This is a genomic window from Streptomyces sp. NBC_00572 (genome assembly GCF_026341815.1).
Classification (GTDB): Bacteria; Actinomycetota; Actinomycetes; order Streptomycetales; family Streptomycetaceae; genus Streptomyces.
In genome coordinates this window covers 4,097,669-4,112,982 of record NZ_JAPENX010000001.1, presented here as the reverse complement: position 1 = coordinate 4,112,982, position 15,314 = coordinate 4,097,669, and the positions used below count along the sequence as shown (strand labels likewise).

At 73.4% G+C, this 15,314-nt stretch carries 12 protein-coding genes; 1 reads left to right on the top strand and 11 read right to left on the bottom strand.

Translation table 11 applies throughout. The annotated features are described in order from the left end of the window. The first annotated feature begins 44 nt into the window (after positions 1-44). Positions 45-1,619, top strand: coding sequence for an alpha/beta hydrolase (locus OG514_RS19230; protein ID WP_266896354.1), 1,575 nt, complete (start codon positions 45-47; stop codon positions 1,617-1,619). Between the two features lie 64 nt (positions 1,620-1,683). Here OG514_RS19230 and moeZ read toward each other — a convergent pair whose 3' ends face one another. From moeZ to OG514_RS19180, 11 genes are all read right to left on the bottom strand, one after another. Next, a complete protein-coding gene (gene moeZ / locus OG514_RS19225) occupies positions 1,684-2,862 on the bottom strand; it encodes an adenylyltransferase/sulfurtransferase MoeZ (RefSeq protein ID WP_266896352.1) in 1,179 nt (392 codons plus the stop codon). A gap of 63 nt (positions 2,863-2,925) precedes the next feature. Beyond that, positions 2,926-3,669, bottom strand: a complete 744-nt coding sequence (locus tag OG514_RS19220) for a spherulation-specific family 4 protein (protein ID WP_266896350.1) — start codon at positions 3,667-3,669, stop codon at positions 2,926-2,928. Further along, positions 3,657-4,628 (bottom strand): NAD(P)-dependent oxidoreductase, encoded by a 972-nt coding sequence (locus tag OG514_RS19215; RefSeq protein ID WP_266896348.1) that lies wholly within the window; start codon positions 4,626-4,628, stop codon positions 3,657-3,659. Before OG514_RS19215 ends, OG514_RS19220 begins: the two co-directional genes overlap by 13 nt. Positions 4,629-4,829: 201 nt before the next feature. Continuing rightward, a complete protein-coding gene (locus OG514_RS19210) occupies positions 4,830-6,230 on the bottom strand; it encodes a hypothetical protein (protein ID WP_266896346.1) in 1,401 nt (466 codons plus the stop codon). Further along, a complete protein-coding gene (locus OG514_RS19205) occupies positions 6,223-7,908 on the bottom strand; it encodes a glycosyltransferase (RefSeq protein ID WP_266896344.1) in 1,686 nt (561 codons plus the stop codon). Before OG514_RS19205 ends, OG514_RS19210 begins: the two co-directional genes overlap by 8 nt. Before the next feature lie 190 nt (positions 7,909-8,098). Then, a complete protein-coding gene (locus OG514_RS19200) occupies positions 8,099-9,754 on the bottom strand; it encodes an ABC transporter ATP-binding protein (protein WP_266896342.1) in 1,656 nt (551 codons plus the stop codon). Next, on the bottom strand, positions 9,751-10,740 hold the full coding sequence (locus OG514_RS19195) for an ABC transporter permease (protein WP_266896340.1): 990 nt from the start codon (positions 10,738-10,740) through the stop codon (positions 9,751-9,753). Before OG514_RS19195 ends, OG514_RS19200 begins: the two co-directional genes overlap by 4 nt. After that, on the bottom strand, positions 10,737-11,738 hold the full coding sequence (locus tag OG514_RS19190; RefSeq protein WP_266896338.1) for an ABC transporter permease: 1,002 nt from the start codon (positions 11,736-11,738) through the stop codon (positions 10,737-10,739). The genes OG514_RS19195 and OG514_RS19190 overlap by 4 nt, the downstream gene beginning before the upstream one ends. A gap of 5 nt (positions 11,739-11,743) precedes the next feature. Then, on the bottom strand, positions 11,744-13,492 hold the full coding sequence (locus OG514_RS19185) for an ABC transporter substrate-binding protein (protein WP_266896336.1): 1,749 nt from the start codon (positions 13,490-13,492) through the stop codon (positions 11,744-11,746). Between the two features lie 201 nt (positions 13,493-13,693). Further along, positions 13,694-13,789 (bottom strand): Ms4533A family Cys-rich leader peptide, encoded by a 96-nt coding sequence (locus OG514_RS39375; protein WP_323181570.1) that lies wholly within the window; start codon positions 13,787-13,789, stop codon positions 13,694-13,696. A gap of 100 nt (positions 13,790-13,889) precedes the next feature. Continuing rightward, positions 13,890-15,314: a DUF3152 domain-containing protein gene (locus OG514_RS19180; protein ID WP_266896334.1), complete on the bottom strand. Its 1,425-nt coding sequence runs from the start codon at positions 15,312-15,314 to the stop codon at positions 13,890-13,892.

Here is a 15,314-nt window from a genome sequence, read left to right as displayed (position 1 = left end):
ACGACCTAGGATGGGCCGCCCTGACGGGCTCCTGGGGGGAACACATGTCCATACGGATACGGGCGGCGGTCCTGGCCGTCACCGGACTGCTGGTCGCGGGCTGCACGAGCGCGGGCGACGGCTCGCCGGCCGCCACCCCCGGCACGGCCCCGCCGCCGACCACCGACGCCAAGCCCTCGGCCACCGCCACCGGGTCCTCGGCCGCCGCCGTTCCCCCGCTGCCCGCCTCGCTCACCGGTCAGCGCCCCGACTGGAAGCGCTGCGCGGCCCCCGACGACGGCGGCGGGCAGCGGCCCGGTGCGGAGTGGCGCTGCGCCACCGTCCAGGTGCCGCTCGACCACACGAAGCCCGAGGGCGCGACGATCCCGATCGCGCTGATCCGCAAGGAGGCCGGCCGCGAGGGCGAGCGCATCGGCTCGCTGCTCTTCAACTTCGGCGGCCCCGGAGCCTCCGGCGTCGACATCCTGCCCCGGGCGGCGGAGGAGTACGGGACGCTCGGCGAGCGCTACGACCTGGTGGGCTTCGACCCGCGCGGTGTGAGCCGCAGCTCCGGGGTGGTCTGCCGGACCGACGCCGAACAGGCCACCGCCGAGGCCACGATCGACCTCACTCCGGACTCGGACGCCGAGGAGGCCGCGTACCTCAAGGACAGCGCCGCCTTCGGCGCCGGCTGCGCCCGCCGCTCGGGCACGGTCCTCCCGTACACCACGACCACCGCCACCGCCCGCGACCTGGACCTGATCCGGCAGGTGCTCGGGGACGCGAAGCTCCATTACTTCGGCATCTCGTACGGGACGCAGCTCGGCGGCACGTACGCCCATCTCTTCCCGAAGAACGTGGGCAGGTTCGTCCTCGACGCCGTCGTCGACCCGACCGCCGACACCGCCGGGCACGCCCGTCACCAGACGATCGGTTTCCAGCGGGCCCTGGACAACTACCTGAAGAGCACCGGCCAGGACCCGAAGGCCGGGACCGAGCGGATCTCCCGCCTGCTGCGGAAGCTCGACCGCGCTCCGCTGACCGTCGGCGAACGACGGCTCACCGAGGGCCTGGCGCTCACCGGGATCGCGGTGACGCTGTACGGGCAGTCCAACTGGCCTCTCCTGACGGCGGCCCTGGCGGACGCCGAGGGCGGTCGCGGCGGCGCCCTGCTCGAACTCGCCGACCACTACAACGACCGTGACGCGAGCGGCCATTACGCCACTCAGTCGCACTCCCAGCGATCGATCTCCTGCGCCGACTCCAGCGCGCGGCCCACCGCGGCGGAGGCGAAGGCGCTGATCCCCGAATTCCGGCGTCTCTCCCCCGTGTTCGGCGCGTTCCTCGCCTGGGACACGGCCGGCTGGTGCGCCGGGTGGCCGGTGAAGGGCGAGCGGGCGACCCCGGAGGCGAGCGCCCCGGGCGCCGCCCCGGTCCTCGTCGTCGGCACGACGGGCGACCCCGCGACCCCGTACGAGGGCGCGGAGAAGATGGCGCGGGAACTCGGCGACGGGGTCGGCGTCCTGGTCACCAACAAGGGCGAGGGCCACGGCGCCTACGGCACCTCGCGCTGCGTGACGGACGTGGTCGACGGGTACTTCCTGAAGGGCACGGTCCCGAAGTACGGCACGACCTGCTGAGGACGGACACGCGGAAGGGCCCGGATCTCCCCGCGGGGAGTTCCGGGCCCTTCCGTTCGGCCGACTAGTAGACCGGCTTCTCGGGCTCGATCTGGTGGACCCAGCCGATCACGCCGCCGCCGACGTGCACGGCGTCCGCGAAGCCCGCGGACTTCAGCACCGCGAGGACCTCCGCACTGCGGACGCCCGTCTTGCAGTGCAGGACGATGCGCTTGTCCTGCGGGAGGTCCTGGAGGGCGGTGCCCATCAGGAACTCGTTCTTCGGGATCAGACGCGCGCCCGGGATCGAGACGATCTCGTACTCGTTCGGCTCGCGGACGTCGATGATGTCGATGCTCTCGCCGTCGTCGATCCACTCCTTGAGCTGCTTCGGAGTGATCGTGGAGCCGAGCGCCGCCTCCTGGGCCTCCTCGGACACGACGCCGCAGAAGGCCTCGTAGTCGATGAGCTCGGTGACGGTCGGGTTCTCGCCGCAGACCGCGCAGTTCGGGTCCTTGCGGACCTTGACCTGGCGGTACTGCATCTCCAGTGCGTCGTAGATCATCAGGCGGCCGACCAGCGGGTCGCCCACGCCGGCGAGGACCTTGATGGCCTCGGTGACCTGGATGGAGCCGATGGACGCGCACAGCACGCCCAGGACGCCGCCCTCGGCGCAGGACGGGACCATGCCCGGCGGCGGGGGCTCCGGGTAGAGGCAGCGGTAGCAGGGGCCGTACTCGGACCAGAACACGGACGCCTGGCCGTCGAAGCGGTAGATCGAACCCCAGACGTACGGCTTGTTCAGCAGCACGCAGGCGTCGTTCACCAGGTAACGGGTGGCGAAGTTGTCCGTGCCGTCGACGATCAGGTCGTACTGGCTGAAGATGTCCATCACGTTCTCGGCTTCGAGCCGCTCTTCGTGGAGGATCACGTTCACGTACGGGTTGATGCCGAGCACGCTGTCGCGCGCCGAGGCGGCCTTGGAGCGGCCGATGTCGGCCTGGCTGTGGATGATCTGGCGCTGGAGGTTCGACTCGTCGACCTCGTCGAACTCCACGATGCCGAGCGTGCCCACGCCGGCGGCGGCCAGGTACATCAGCGCCGGCGAGCCGAGGCCACCGGCACCGACACACAGCACCTTGGCGTTCTTCAGCCGCTTCTGCCCGTCCATCCCGACGTCCGGGATGATCAGGTGGCGGGAGTACCTGCGGACCTCGTCTACGGTGAGCTCGGCAGCCGGCTCGACCAGGGGTGGCAGCGACACGGGGACTCCGGTTGTCGGTATGTCAGTACGGTTGTTCTCCCCGTAACACTGCCACGCTCCTTCTCATTCCGAGACACCCGGTCCGATCCGCGAGACGATTTCGTCCCAGTAGCCGGGCAGCGAGTGGAATGGCGCACTTTGTCCCGGGGCCCCCGAACGATCGGTGAAGAAGATCGTTCCGGCCCCCTGCCAGCGGGCGATCCGCAGGGCCTCGTCCAGGTGGGTGCGCGGAACCCCGTGCACGAGATGGACGAACTTCGCCTCCGTGTACTCCGCCGTCCACTCGGCCACCTGCGACCAGCGGTAGTCCGTCCAGCCACCCGAGAACGTCACCAGCTGATCGGCGGTCTCGGCGTATCCCGGATGGGGATGGGTGCCGTGGCCGAGCACGAGATGGGCCTCGCCGCCGAGGACCGCCTCCAGGGTCGCGGTGACCCGCCGCACCCCGGCCAGGTCCGTCCGGTCCGAGGGGCAGCGGTCCAGGTAGTAGCCGTCGACCTTGTACCAGTCGACGAAGCGGTGGGCGTCCGAGACCAGCTCCCCGAAGGGCCGGGAGCCGTACGCCGCGTCCAGGTGCCCGAGGACCCTGACCCCGGCGTTACGGAGCCTCCCCGCCGCCTCCAGACAGTGCGGGTCGGGGCGGCTGCCCGGCCCCTCCGCCACATTGAGCACCGCCCAGTGCAGCGGGGTCCCGGGGCGGGTCAGCTCGCCCCACTCGACGGGGGCCAGCAGCGGGTGGGCGTAGCCGGGCACGCCCACCCCCAGGGCCTCCTTCACCGCCCCCGTGGTCGCCGTCAGATGCGACACGCCGCCTCCATCCAGATGTCGGCGAGCGACTCCTCCAGGTTGATCCGGGGCCGCCAGCCGAGCCGGTCGCGGGCGGTGCGGACGTCGGCCTGCTGCCAGGGCCCGCAGCCGTCGGGGTACGGGTAGGGCGCGGAGGCCAGCTGGTCGGCGATGGTTCCCTCGCTGCGGGGGGCGCCGATCATCGGGCGCTGCGGAATGCCGTGCGGGGCGTCCAGCTCGTGCAGGTTGCCGGAGTAGCCGGCGACCCTGGCGAGGACGGCGGCGGCGTCCCGGAGCCGGACCGCGCGGCCGGTGCCGATGTTGACGACGCCCTGGGCGGCGGAGAGCGAGGCCGCGTGCACGGCCCGCGCCACGTCCCGTACGTCGACGAAGTCCCGCTGCACGCCGAGGCCGCTGAGCTTCAGCTCGCCGTCCCCGGCCTGCATGGCCCGGCGCATCGCCTCGGCGAGACGGCCGAGCGGCGAGCCGGCGGGGGTGCCGGGGCCCACGGGCGAGAACACCCGGAGGACCACGGCGTCGAGGCCAGAACCCAGGACGAGTTCGGTCGCCGCCAGCTTCGACACCCCGTACGGGCCGCCGGGGCGGGGCACGGCGTCCTCGGCGGTGGAGGAACCGGGCTGGCTGGGCCCGTACTCCGAGGCGCAGCCGACCTGGACGAGCCGGGCGCCGCAGCCGCTGCGCCGCAGGGCCTCGCAGACGGTGGCGACGGCGACGGTGTTGTGCCGGGTGAGGTCGCGGGCGCCGCCCCGGGTGGCGCCGGCGCAGTTGACGACGACCCCGGGGTGGACGGCGTCGAGGAAGCGGGTCAGCGCGCCGGGACTGCCGGAGGCGAGGTCGAAGCGCACGTCGGCGTCGTCGCCCCGGCCGAGCGCGGTGAGGTGGACGGCCGGGTCGGCGAGGAGCCGGTCGGCGACGAAACGGCCGATGAAGCCGTTGGCTCCGAGCAGTAGCACCCTCATCGTGCGGCCCCTTCGTGCCGACCGGCCGTTCCTTGGGGTTGCGGGGTCATGTCTTCGGTCTCCTTGCGGGGTGATGAGAGAGGTGACAGGGCACGCCCGCGGCGTCGGCTCCGCGGGTGTGAAGAGGTTTCCTGCCGGGAGGCTCGGCGGGGTGGGAGGTGCGGTGGTCGCCCGGCCTCCGACGGGGGTGGTGGCGGGTTCTCACGGGGTGGCATGGGCCGAGGCCCGGGCAAGGGCGGTGGTCGCGTGGGCCAGCAGGCCGAGCGCGGCGGCGCCGCAGACGAGGGTGGGTACGGCCCCGGGACCCCAGGCGTCGACGACGGCCCGCACGGGGGCGGCGAGCACGTCGAAGCCGGAGACGGGGACTCGGGCGGCGAGGACGCTCGCGAGGGCGAGCGCCTCGGCGGCGCCGGCGGCGGCGAGGGCGGCCGTGGCCGTCTCGGGGAAGCCGTGGACGGTGAGGAGCCGGGCGAAGAGCAGGAGCGCGCCGAGGGCCAGGGCCCCGGAGCTGAACCCGGTGAGTCCGAGCAGGACGGTGAGGGCGAGCAGCTGAAGGGTCACGGTGCCGAGGAGCAGCGGGCGGGTCCCGGCGGCGAAGTCGGCGAGGCCCCGGCTGTCGGCGATCCGGCGGCGCGCCCGGTTCGCGAAGAGGCGGGCGCACCAGGCGGCGGGGGCGACGGCGAGCGCGAGGCCCAGGACCGGGCCGGGGGCCAGGTCCCAGGGGCCGTCGGGGCCCCCGCTGAGCACCTGCGTCAGGAGCCCGTCGCCGCCGACCGCGTACGCCAGGAGCCATGCGGTCCAGAGCCGGGCGGCGGGCACGGTCCCGCCGTCGGGGGCGCGGAAGGGGCCGCGCCGGACGGCGAGGAAGAGCGCCGCGGCGAGCAGCAGGGTCCCGGTCGCGCCGACGGCGAGACGCACGGGCCCGTGGGTGACGGCGAGCCCGATGCCGGTGAGCGCGGCGGCGGCGCCGGGGGTGAGGACGGCGAGTGCCCAGGCGTCGGTGTCGCGCGGCGGCGGCGGAGGGGGCGCGGCCGTGTCGCTGCCGCGGGGCACGCGCGCGTACAGCTCCTCGGCCAGGGAGAACACGTCCCGGTGCCGGAACCGTGCGGCGGTCCGGTCGGTGAACCCCTGGGCTTCGAGCCCGGCGGCGATCTCCAGCGGGTCGACGGCGCGCGCGCAGAGCTCCCGGTGCCGGTGCATGAGCACTTTGACGGGGTCGGCGGTGCCGCGCCGGGGGCGGGGGGCGGACGCACCTGTCGGGCCGGGATCCGCCGGGCCGGTCGCGTCCGGCGGGCCGGGCCGGGTGGTCGTACGCGGTGTGCCGTCCGCCGCCGGGGCGGTGGGCGGCTCACGGTCGGCGTCCGGCCGCGGCGGCGTCGTCGTGTCGCCCTCCCGCTGGGGCCCCGCGGCGGCCTCCCCCGGGGCCGGGGCTATCCCGGACGGCGGGGCGTCGACGGGCTCCTCGGGGGTGCGCGGGTCGAGGGCGCCGCCGGTGCGGGGGGTCAGTGCGGGGGCGCCGAGGAGGGCCTCGGAGCGGGCGTCCCAGGCTCCGGGGCTCGTCGGGGCGGCGGAGCCGCGCATGGGGGTGTCTCCTTCAGGCATCGGGGGCTCCTGTCCCGGCGGCCACGGCCTTGGGGGCCCAGCTGCCCGGCACGTGTGCCTCGGCGGGGTGGGCGAAGGGCACGCCGTCCCCGGGGCGGTGGCGCACCGGCGCGTGGGAGAGGAGCTCCAGGTAGATACCGCGGAATGCGGCGAGGTTCTGTTCGACGGTGAAGAGTTCGAGCGCGCGGGCGCGGGCGGCGGCGCCCAGGCGGTAGCGGCGCTCGGGGTCGCGGAGCAGCGCGAGGCAGGCGTCGGCGAGCGCCCGGGGGTTGCGCGGGGGGACGACGAGGCCGGTGCCGCCGATGATCTCGACGACCGCGCCGACGTCGGTCGAGACGGTGGCCCGCGCGCAGAACATCGCCTCGACGAGACTCGCGGGGAAGCCCTCGACGACGCTGGACAGGACGACGACCGCGCCGGAGGCGTAGGTGTCCTCCAGGGTGGGCGCCTCGGGGCCACCGAGCTCCTCGAAGGTGACCGGGTTCTCGCCGACGGCGTGCGCCCCGGCGGCCTCGTCGGGGAAGAGCTGGGCGGCGAGCCCCTTGATGTGGGCGAGGTACGCGCCCGCGCCCGGGTCCGGTACGGGCACGGCGACGATCCTCAGCCGGGCGTCGGGCTGCCGGGCGCGGATCTCGGCGAAGGCGTGCAGCAGGGCGATGAGGTCCTTGGCGGGTTCGACCCGGCCGACCCAGACCAGGGTGGCGGGGTCGCCGCTCTCCTCGTCCTCGCCGACCTCGGCGAAGCGGTCGGCCGCCATGCCGGGGTGGACGGTGCGGATCCGGGCCCGGTCGGCGCCGCACTTCTCCTGCCAGCGGCGGGCGTGGGCGTTGCCGGGGGTGAGGAGCGCGGCCTGCCGGTAGATCTCGGCGGCGAGCCGGCCGTGGAGGGCCGCGAGCAGGGTGCGCAGGGGGGCGGAGCGGTCGGCGCCGGTGGCCGAGAGGTAGTGGGAGCGGAGCTGTACGCCGTACTCGGTGACGAGCAGCGGGGTTCCGAAGAAGCGTTTGGCCAGCAGACCGGGGACGGCGGTGGTGCCCCCGCCTGCGGCGTGGCAGAGATCGGCGGCGCCGAGCGCGTCCTCTGCGTACCAGTCGAGGGAGAGGGGGCGCAGGGTGCGCTCCAGGTGCTCGGCGAAGGCGAGGTGGTCGGGGAGTCCGGCAGCGGACGCGCCCCGGCGTGCGCCGGGCGCGCGGCAGGCGGATTCGAGGGTGCGGACGGCGTCGTCGGAGCGGAGTGCGCCGGGTAGTCCGCCTCGCTCGCGGGCGAGTTCGGCGAGCGCGTAGAGGCCGGTGGCGAAGGAGCCGTCGGTCTCGCCCTGCCCGCCGGTCTCGCCCTGCCCGTAGGTCTCGCCCTCCTCGCACACTCCCACCGCCAGCTGGTGGAAGGCCTCGGTGAAGCGGCGGCGCTCGCGTCGGCCGTAGGCGCGGCGGGCGGCGCGGTGGTTGCCGAAGGCGGTCCGTTCGAGGAGGTTCCTGGAGGCGGCGGCCGCGTCGGGGCTCCCGGGGGCCGCGGTGCGCGCGACCCGGGCGTTCGGGGGGAGGGGCCGCGGGGTACCGGATCCGCCGAGGGCGTACAGGTCGAACTGGTGCTGTCCGAGTCCGTGTACGAGCCGCTCGCACCAGAGTCCGGACTCCCCGGTGGCGTACGGGTAGCCACCCTCCGTGAGCAGTCCGATCCGCATGAGTGCACCCCCGATCTCCCTTGACGACGGCCACCGTTGGTTTGGCGACTCGCAGCGGGAAGAACGTAAGCGGAGATACCGGTGGTGCGACGGACGGTTGTCCGTCGCACCACCAGAAGGGGTGAATGCACGTAACTTTCCCACCCCGGTCGCGTTCTGTCGCGCTACGCGCCAGGGTGGTCACGGAGGGTCAGGCGACGGCCAGTTCCTGGCGCTCCTCCTGCCGCTGTTCCCGGCGCCGCTCCCGGTGTTCCGCCGCGCGGGCCGGGTCGAGCGAGGGGACGGCGGCGAGCAGCTGCCGGGTGTACGGGTCCCGGGGTGCGCCGTACACCTCGGCCACCGTGCCCTGCTCGACGATCCGGCCCGCGCGCATGACGGCGACCCGGTCGCTGACCTGCCGGACGACGGCGAGGTCGTGGGCGATGAAGACGAGCCCGAGGCCGAGCTCGGCCTGGAGTTCGGCGAGCAGCGCGGTCACCTGGGCCTGGGTGGTGACGTCGAGCGCGGAGACGGGTTCGTCGCAGACGATCATCCGGGGTTCGGCGGCGAGCGCACGGGCGATGCCGACGCGCTGGCGCTGCCCACCGCTGAACTCGTGCGGATAGGCCTCGTACCGGTCGGGGTCGAGCCCCACGCGGTCGAGCAGCTCCCGCACCCGGCCCCGTATCCGGGTCTCGTCGCGCTCCCCCGCCACGCGCAGCGGGTCGGCGATCGACTCGCCGACGGAGCGGCGCGGGTTGAGGGAGGCGACCGGATCCTGGAAGACCATCTGGAGTTCGCGGCGGTACGGGCGCAGCTCCCGCTCCGACAGGGCGCCGATCTCCGTACCCCCGTAACGGAGCCGGCCGCCGGTCGGGTCGAGGAGCCGCACCAGCATGCGGCCGAGGGTGGTCTTGCCGCTGCCGGACTCCCCGACGACGCCCAGGGTTTCGCCCGCGTGGAGGGTGAGCGAGGCACCTTCGACCGCGGTCACCGCCTTCGGTCCCCGCCCGAACACCCGCCGGAGGTCGCTGACTTCGAGAAGCGGCGACCCCTTCTCCAGCGGCTCGCGCACCGGCCCGTCGAGCCGGGGCACGGCGGCGAGCAGCCTCCGCGTGTACGGCTCCGCCGGCGCGCCCAACGCCCCGTCCACGGGCCCGCGTTCGACCTCCCGGCCGGCGCGCATCACCAGCACCTCGTCGACGCTCTCGGCGGCGACGCCCACGTCATGGGTGACCAGGAGCAGCGCGGTGCCCGTCTCGCGCCGCAGCTCGTGCAGCAGGTCGAGGATCTGGGCCTGCACGGTGACGTCGAGGGCGGTGGTCGGCTCGTCGGCGACGAGGAGCCGGGGCTCGCAGGCAAGGGCCATCGCGAGCAGGGCGCGCTGCCGCATGCCGCCGCTGAACTCGTGCGGGCGGGAGCGGGAGCGGCGGGCCGCGTCGGGGATGCCGACCCGGTCGAGGACCTCGACGGCGCGGGCGCGGGCGGCGCGCCGGGAGCCTCCGGCGTGGACGCGGTACACCTCGGCGATCTGGTCGCCGACGGCGTAGTAGGGGTCGAGGGCGGAGAGCGGGTCCTGGAAGACCATGGCGGCGACTCCACCGCGCAGCCGCCGCAGCTCGCCGGCGCCTGCGGCGGCGACGTCGATGCCGCCGACGCGTACGGTGCCGCCGACCTTCGCGCCCGTTCCCCGGTGGAGGCCGAGGAGTGCGCCGGCGACGGTGGACTTGCCGCTGCCGGACTCGCCGACGAGGGCGAGGGCGCGGCCCTCTTCCAGGGTGAAGGAGAGGCCGTCGACGGCCCGGACGGGATCGCCGGACCGTGCGAACTCGACGGTGAGGTCGCGTACTTCGACGAGCGGGGTCACGTCAGGACCACCCTTCGGTCGGCGGCGGCGTACAGCAGGTCCGCGAGGACGTTGGCGAGGACGACGAAGGTGCCCGTGACCATGACGACGCCCACCACCACGGGCAGGTCGATGGCGCGGACCCCGTCGATGAGGGTCTTGCCGAGCCCGGGGATGCCGAAGAGGGACTCGGTGAGCACGGCCCCGCCGAACATCGAGCCGAGGTCGACCGCACTGACCGCGATCACCGGCGGGACGGCGCCGCGCAGCGCGTGCCGGGTGACGACGGACCGCTCCCCCACCCCGTAGGCGCGGAAGGTGCGGATGTGGTCCTCGGCGAGCGTCTCCAGGGTGGAACTACGCGTCAGCCGTGCGTACTTGGCGGATTCGAAGAAGCCGAGGGTGAGCCAGGGCAGCAGCATGTTCCAGGCCCACTGCTCGGGGTTCTCGCCGAGCGGTACGTAGCTGGGGAAGGGCAGCCACTGGAGGTAGGCGCAGACGGCCATGAGGAGCAGCAGCCCGAGGATGAAGACGGGGGTGCCGGTCCCGGCGAGGGTGAGCAGGGTCAGGAGGCGCTCGGTGGGGCCGCCGCGGCGCAGCGCGGAGAGCAGTCCGGTGCCGACGCCGATCACCAGCCAGATGACCATGGCGCCGAGGGTGAGGGAGGCGGTGGCGGGGAGCCGCTCCAGGACGAGCTGGGTGACCTGCTGGTCGCTCTGGTACGAGAGGCCGAGGCAGGGGGCGTCGCAGTGCACGACGGAGGTGCCGGTGGAGTAGTCGCGGCCGGCGAAGACGCCCTGGAGGAAATGCAGGTACTGGACGAACACGCTCTCGTTCAGACCGAGTTGCTCGCGGACCTGGGCGATCTGCTGCGGGTTGCAGCGCTCGCCGCAGGCGAGCCGCGCGGGGTCGCCGGGCGCGAGGTAGAACAGCGCGTACACGAGGACCGAGAGCGCCAGGAGGACGAGCACGGCACCCGCGAGCCGCTTGAGGACGAAGCGGGTCATCGGGAAGCCTCCTCAGGGGAATCCCGACGGGACTCCTTACGGGTGCCCACGCGCAGCCGGCTCGCCTCGCGCGGGTCGAGGGCCGTGCGGACCGCGTCACCGAGGACGGTGAAGGCGAGCACGGTGACGAAGAGCAGTCCGGCGGGCAGCAGGACGTAGGAGGGGTCGGCGCGGAACCAGGTCTGCGCGGTCGACAGCATCTGTCCCCAGGACGGGGTGGGCGGGGTGACGCCCACGCCGAGGAAGGACAGGGACGCCTCGACGACGATGTTGGTGGGGACGAGGATCGCCGCGTACGTGATGACGGGGGCGGCGAGGGAGGGCAGGAGTTCGCGGCGGGCGGTCCGCCACGGCCCGGAGCCCGCGAGGCGGGAGGCCGCGACGAAGTCGAGGCTCTTCAGGGTGAGGGTCTGGGCGCGCACGATCCGGGAGGTCCCGGCCCAGCCGAGGAAGCCGATGACGAGGATCAGCAGCAGGGGCCGGGGGAAGCCGCGCGGGACGACGGCGGTCAGGGCGACGGCGAGGACCAGCATCGGGAGGGCGACGAGGACGTCGGTGACCCGGCCGAGGACGCCGTCGACCCAGCGGCTGCCGAGCCCGGCGGCGAGTCCGACGAGCACGCCGATGAGGATCTGGACGGCTGTGGCGCCGACGGCGACGAGCAGCGAGATCCGGGCGCCGTAGAGGAGCCGGACGAACAGGTCGCGGCCGGTGCCGGGTTCGACGCCGAGCCAGTGGTCGGCGCTCGCCCCGCCGAAGGCGCCGTACGGGACGCCGCCGCGGGCCGAGTCCACGAGGTCGTCGTGGTACGTGTTCGCGTTCTGGCCCTCCAGGGCGGCGAGCAGCGGCGCGGCGACGGCGAGGAGGACGAGCAGGAGCAGGACGGCGGCGGAGACGAGGGCGGCCGGGCGGGTGCGGAGCCGTCGCCACACCTGCCGGGCGGCGCCCGTGGCGGGGATGCCCGCCACGGGCGCCGGCGTGTCGGTCAGGGAGGTCACGGACGTCACTTGACCGCGACCTGCGAGACGTCGAGGACGCCGGTCCAGTCGCTGATGACGACGTTCTTGATGTTCTTGCCGACGAGCCGCTTGTAGACGGGGTGGAAAAGGGGCACGTCGAGCGCCTGCTCGCCGATCTTCTTGTCGAGCGCACCCCAGCGGGCGGCGGCGGCCTTGAGGTCGGTGAGCTTGTTGATCTCGTCGATCTCCTTGTTGACCGCCGGGTCGTTCAGCTGGGCGTGGTTGTAGTTGGAGCCGTTCGTGACGATCTGGCGTCCGTCGAAGATCGGCGCGAGGAACGGGCCGCCGGCCGGCCAGTCGGCGCCCCAGCGGGAGAGGAAGAAGCCGGGCGCGTCCTTGACGCTCCAGCGCTTCTCGTTGAAGGAGTTGGGCTCCTGGCCGTCGAGCTCGACCTTGATGCCGGCCTTGCCGAGGGCCTCCTGGACGGCGGTGGCGATCTCGGGGCTGGTGGCGCGGTTCTGGGCGGTGGAGTGCAGCAGGGTGATGGTGAGCCCGTTCGGGTGACCGGCCTCCTTGAGGAGCGCCCTGGCCTTCTCCGGGTCGCCGGTCTTCCCGGCCGGGAAGTGGTCGTACGCCGTGAAGCCGAAGGACTTCTGCTCGGGCAGGAAGGTGGTGGCGGGCTCGGCGAGCGCGGAGCCGCCGGCGGCGTTGACGATGCTGGTGCGGTTGATCGCGTACGAGATCGCCCGGCGCACCTTCGGGTTGTCGAAGGGCTTCACCTTGGGGTTGAAGGCGAGGTAGTTGGTGTAGCCGAAGTGGCCGGTGCCGACGCGGGCGGCGAGCGCCTTGTCGGAGCCGACCTGGGCGAGTTCGGCCGGGCCGAGGTTGGTGTCGGTGGTGACGGCGGCGGCGTCGACGCCGGTGGACGTGGCGAGGCGCTGGTTGATGACGGCCTCGTCGAGCCCGGACCTGACGTCGATCCTGTCCGGGTAGGCCTTGCGCTCCTCGTCGGTCTTGGCGTCCCAGTGCTCGTTGCGCTCCAGGACCAGGCGCTCGCCGTCGTTCTCGTTCTTGACGACCTTGTACGGGCCGGAGGAGACGGGGTGCTCCTCGTACTTCGCGCCGGTGTCCTTGGCCTTGGGGACGGGGGTGAACTGCGTCTGGGTGGCGACGAAGGGGAACTCGCCCTCGGGCTTCTTCAGCTTGAAGACGATGGTCCGGGCGTCGGGAGTGACGATGGACGCGAGACCCTTGCCCTTCTTTCCGTCGGACGCGGCCTTGTAGGGACCCTCGTAGGTGTCGCCGCCGATCAGCCAGTCGCGCAGGTACGGGGCTCCGCCGGAGAGTTCGGCGGCGAAGGAGCGCTCGATGCCGTACTTGATGTCGGCGCTGGTGATGGGCGTGCCGTCCTCGAACTTCAGGCCCTCCTTCAGCGTGTACGTCCACTCCGTGGCGTCCTTGTTGGGGCGGCCGGTGTCGGTGGCGAGATCGGGGACGACCTGGGTGCCGGCGGCGCCCGCCTCGCGGTTGCGGGTGGTGAGCGTACGGAAGACGAGGGAGGGGACGTTGCCGCCGCCGGAGGTGTAGAGGCGGGCGGGGTCGAAGTCGGTCTGGGCCTCGGCGTTGAGGACGGTGAGCGTGCCGCCCCGCTGCGGGGCGCCCGCGGCCTTGCCGGAGGTGCCGCCTGTGGCGCCGGTGTCCTCGGGTCCCGCGCAGGCGGCGACGCCCAGGGTCAGGACGAGACTGACGGCGGTCGCTGCCACGCGGCGCGAAACGACGGACGATTGACGCATCGGAGAAGACCTCTCGGAGAACTGCGGGTACGGGAAGGGGAATTCCACGCAGGCAGCGGCGAGCGGCGGCATCCGAAGGGAATGGCCGAGCACAGGGAATCAGAAAGAGAAAGCCGCGCCTGCGGGGAGCGAACACCCGGGCGCGGAAAGCCGTCGGCAGTACGGGAAATGCGAAAGTACCGACGGGCGCTCGGGCTGGCGTCAGCTACAGAGAATGTCGGCGACGGAATGTCCGGCCACGCCGATGAGCGCCAGCTCAAAGGCGGCGCGATCGGAGATGACGTGACGGTTCGACATGCCGAGAAATATGGACGAACACGCGAACGATGTCAACGCGGTTCGGGAATTCCCGAGACGCACGTCTCAGGATGTGGTCGCCCGGCGATCGGGCCGTCCGTCAACTGCTGGGGTACACCCAGGGGTTGGGGCGGCACTTGATTCCGTCGATGTCCAGGGACTTCGTCTGCTGCTGCATCACGGGGGCGAGCGCGCCGGGGGTGCCGCAGATCACATGACCGTGCCCGAGCCGGTGTCCGACCTCGTGATTGATGAGCATCTGGCGATACGCGAACATCGCCTTGGGCCCGAAGGTCTCCGACCCCTGCGCCCAGCGGAACGCGTTGATCATCACGCGGTCCGTGCTGGCCGAGTCGCAGGACACGTTCTCGGCCAAGGTGTCGAGTCCGGACTTCTCGCACCAGACGCCGGTGGTGCCGGGACTGGCGAGCGTGATGACGAACTGGGGCTCTCCGCTGGAAATGCGCTCGAAGGTCATCTCGCCCTTGCCGGCCCAACTGCGGCGGTCGTTGAGGGTCTTGAAGACGGTCGTGGCGAAGAGGTTCTGGTCGAGACCGAGCCCCTCCTCGACGTCGATCCGGTAGCGGACGAGATTCCCCTTGCCGGGCGCCTTCTGGAAGCCGGGCACGGCCTTGAACTTGCCGGAGCCCTTGAGCTTCGGGTCGATCGGGTACTGGCGGGCGATCAGCTGCTCGTACGTCGGCGGCGGCGGGGGGGTGGCAGCCGGCGCCGGGCTCGACGGGGTGGCCCGGTCGTCGGAGCGGGAGGCGGAGGTGTCGTCCGAGGCCCGCCCGTCCGGCTGCTCGGCGGCGCGGGTCTCGGCCGGGGACTCCTCCCGGTCGGCGACCTGTCCGGTCACGACGACGGCGAGCACGGTGGCGACGGCGGCCGCCGCGACGCCGGTGAGGGTGCGGCCGAGACCGCCCCTGCCCGCAGACTCGTCGGCTTCGGGAAGGGTCTCGCGACGCGGGCCGGGGATGAACGGCGCCTGGGGGGCGGCCTGTTCGGTCTCGGCGGCGCGGGGGGCCCCGTGCCGGGGGCCGTACCGCTCGGACCGGGGCGCGGAGCCCTCGTCGTGCTGCGGATGCCCGCCCCTTACGGGACTCCCGTAGACGGGGACACCGTGCGCGGGGGTCCCGAGGGCCGCGTGCGCCCCGGTGTCGTGGACCCCGCCGCCGTACCCGGGAGCGCCATAGGAGGGAGTGCCGTGCGCCGGAGTCCCGTGGACCGGGGTGCCGTGCGCCGGAGTCCCGTACATCGGGGTGCCCTGGGCGGGCGTCCCGTACATCGGGCCGTACGCCGGGCCGGCCTGTGCGGGAGTCCCGTACATCGGGGTGCCGTGCGCCGGGGTCCCCGCCGTGTCCTGGCCGGGGCCGCCCGCGGTCCTGCGGCGGCGTCCCGTGCCCTGCGCGCGGCCGGCCGGCGTTCCCTGCGTCCCGGTCGCGGCCGGCGTCTGTTTGGAGGCGGCCTGCTGCCCGGTGTCGGCCACCGAGGGCGCGGAGCCCTTGCGACTATGTCGTCCCAC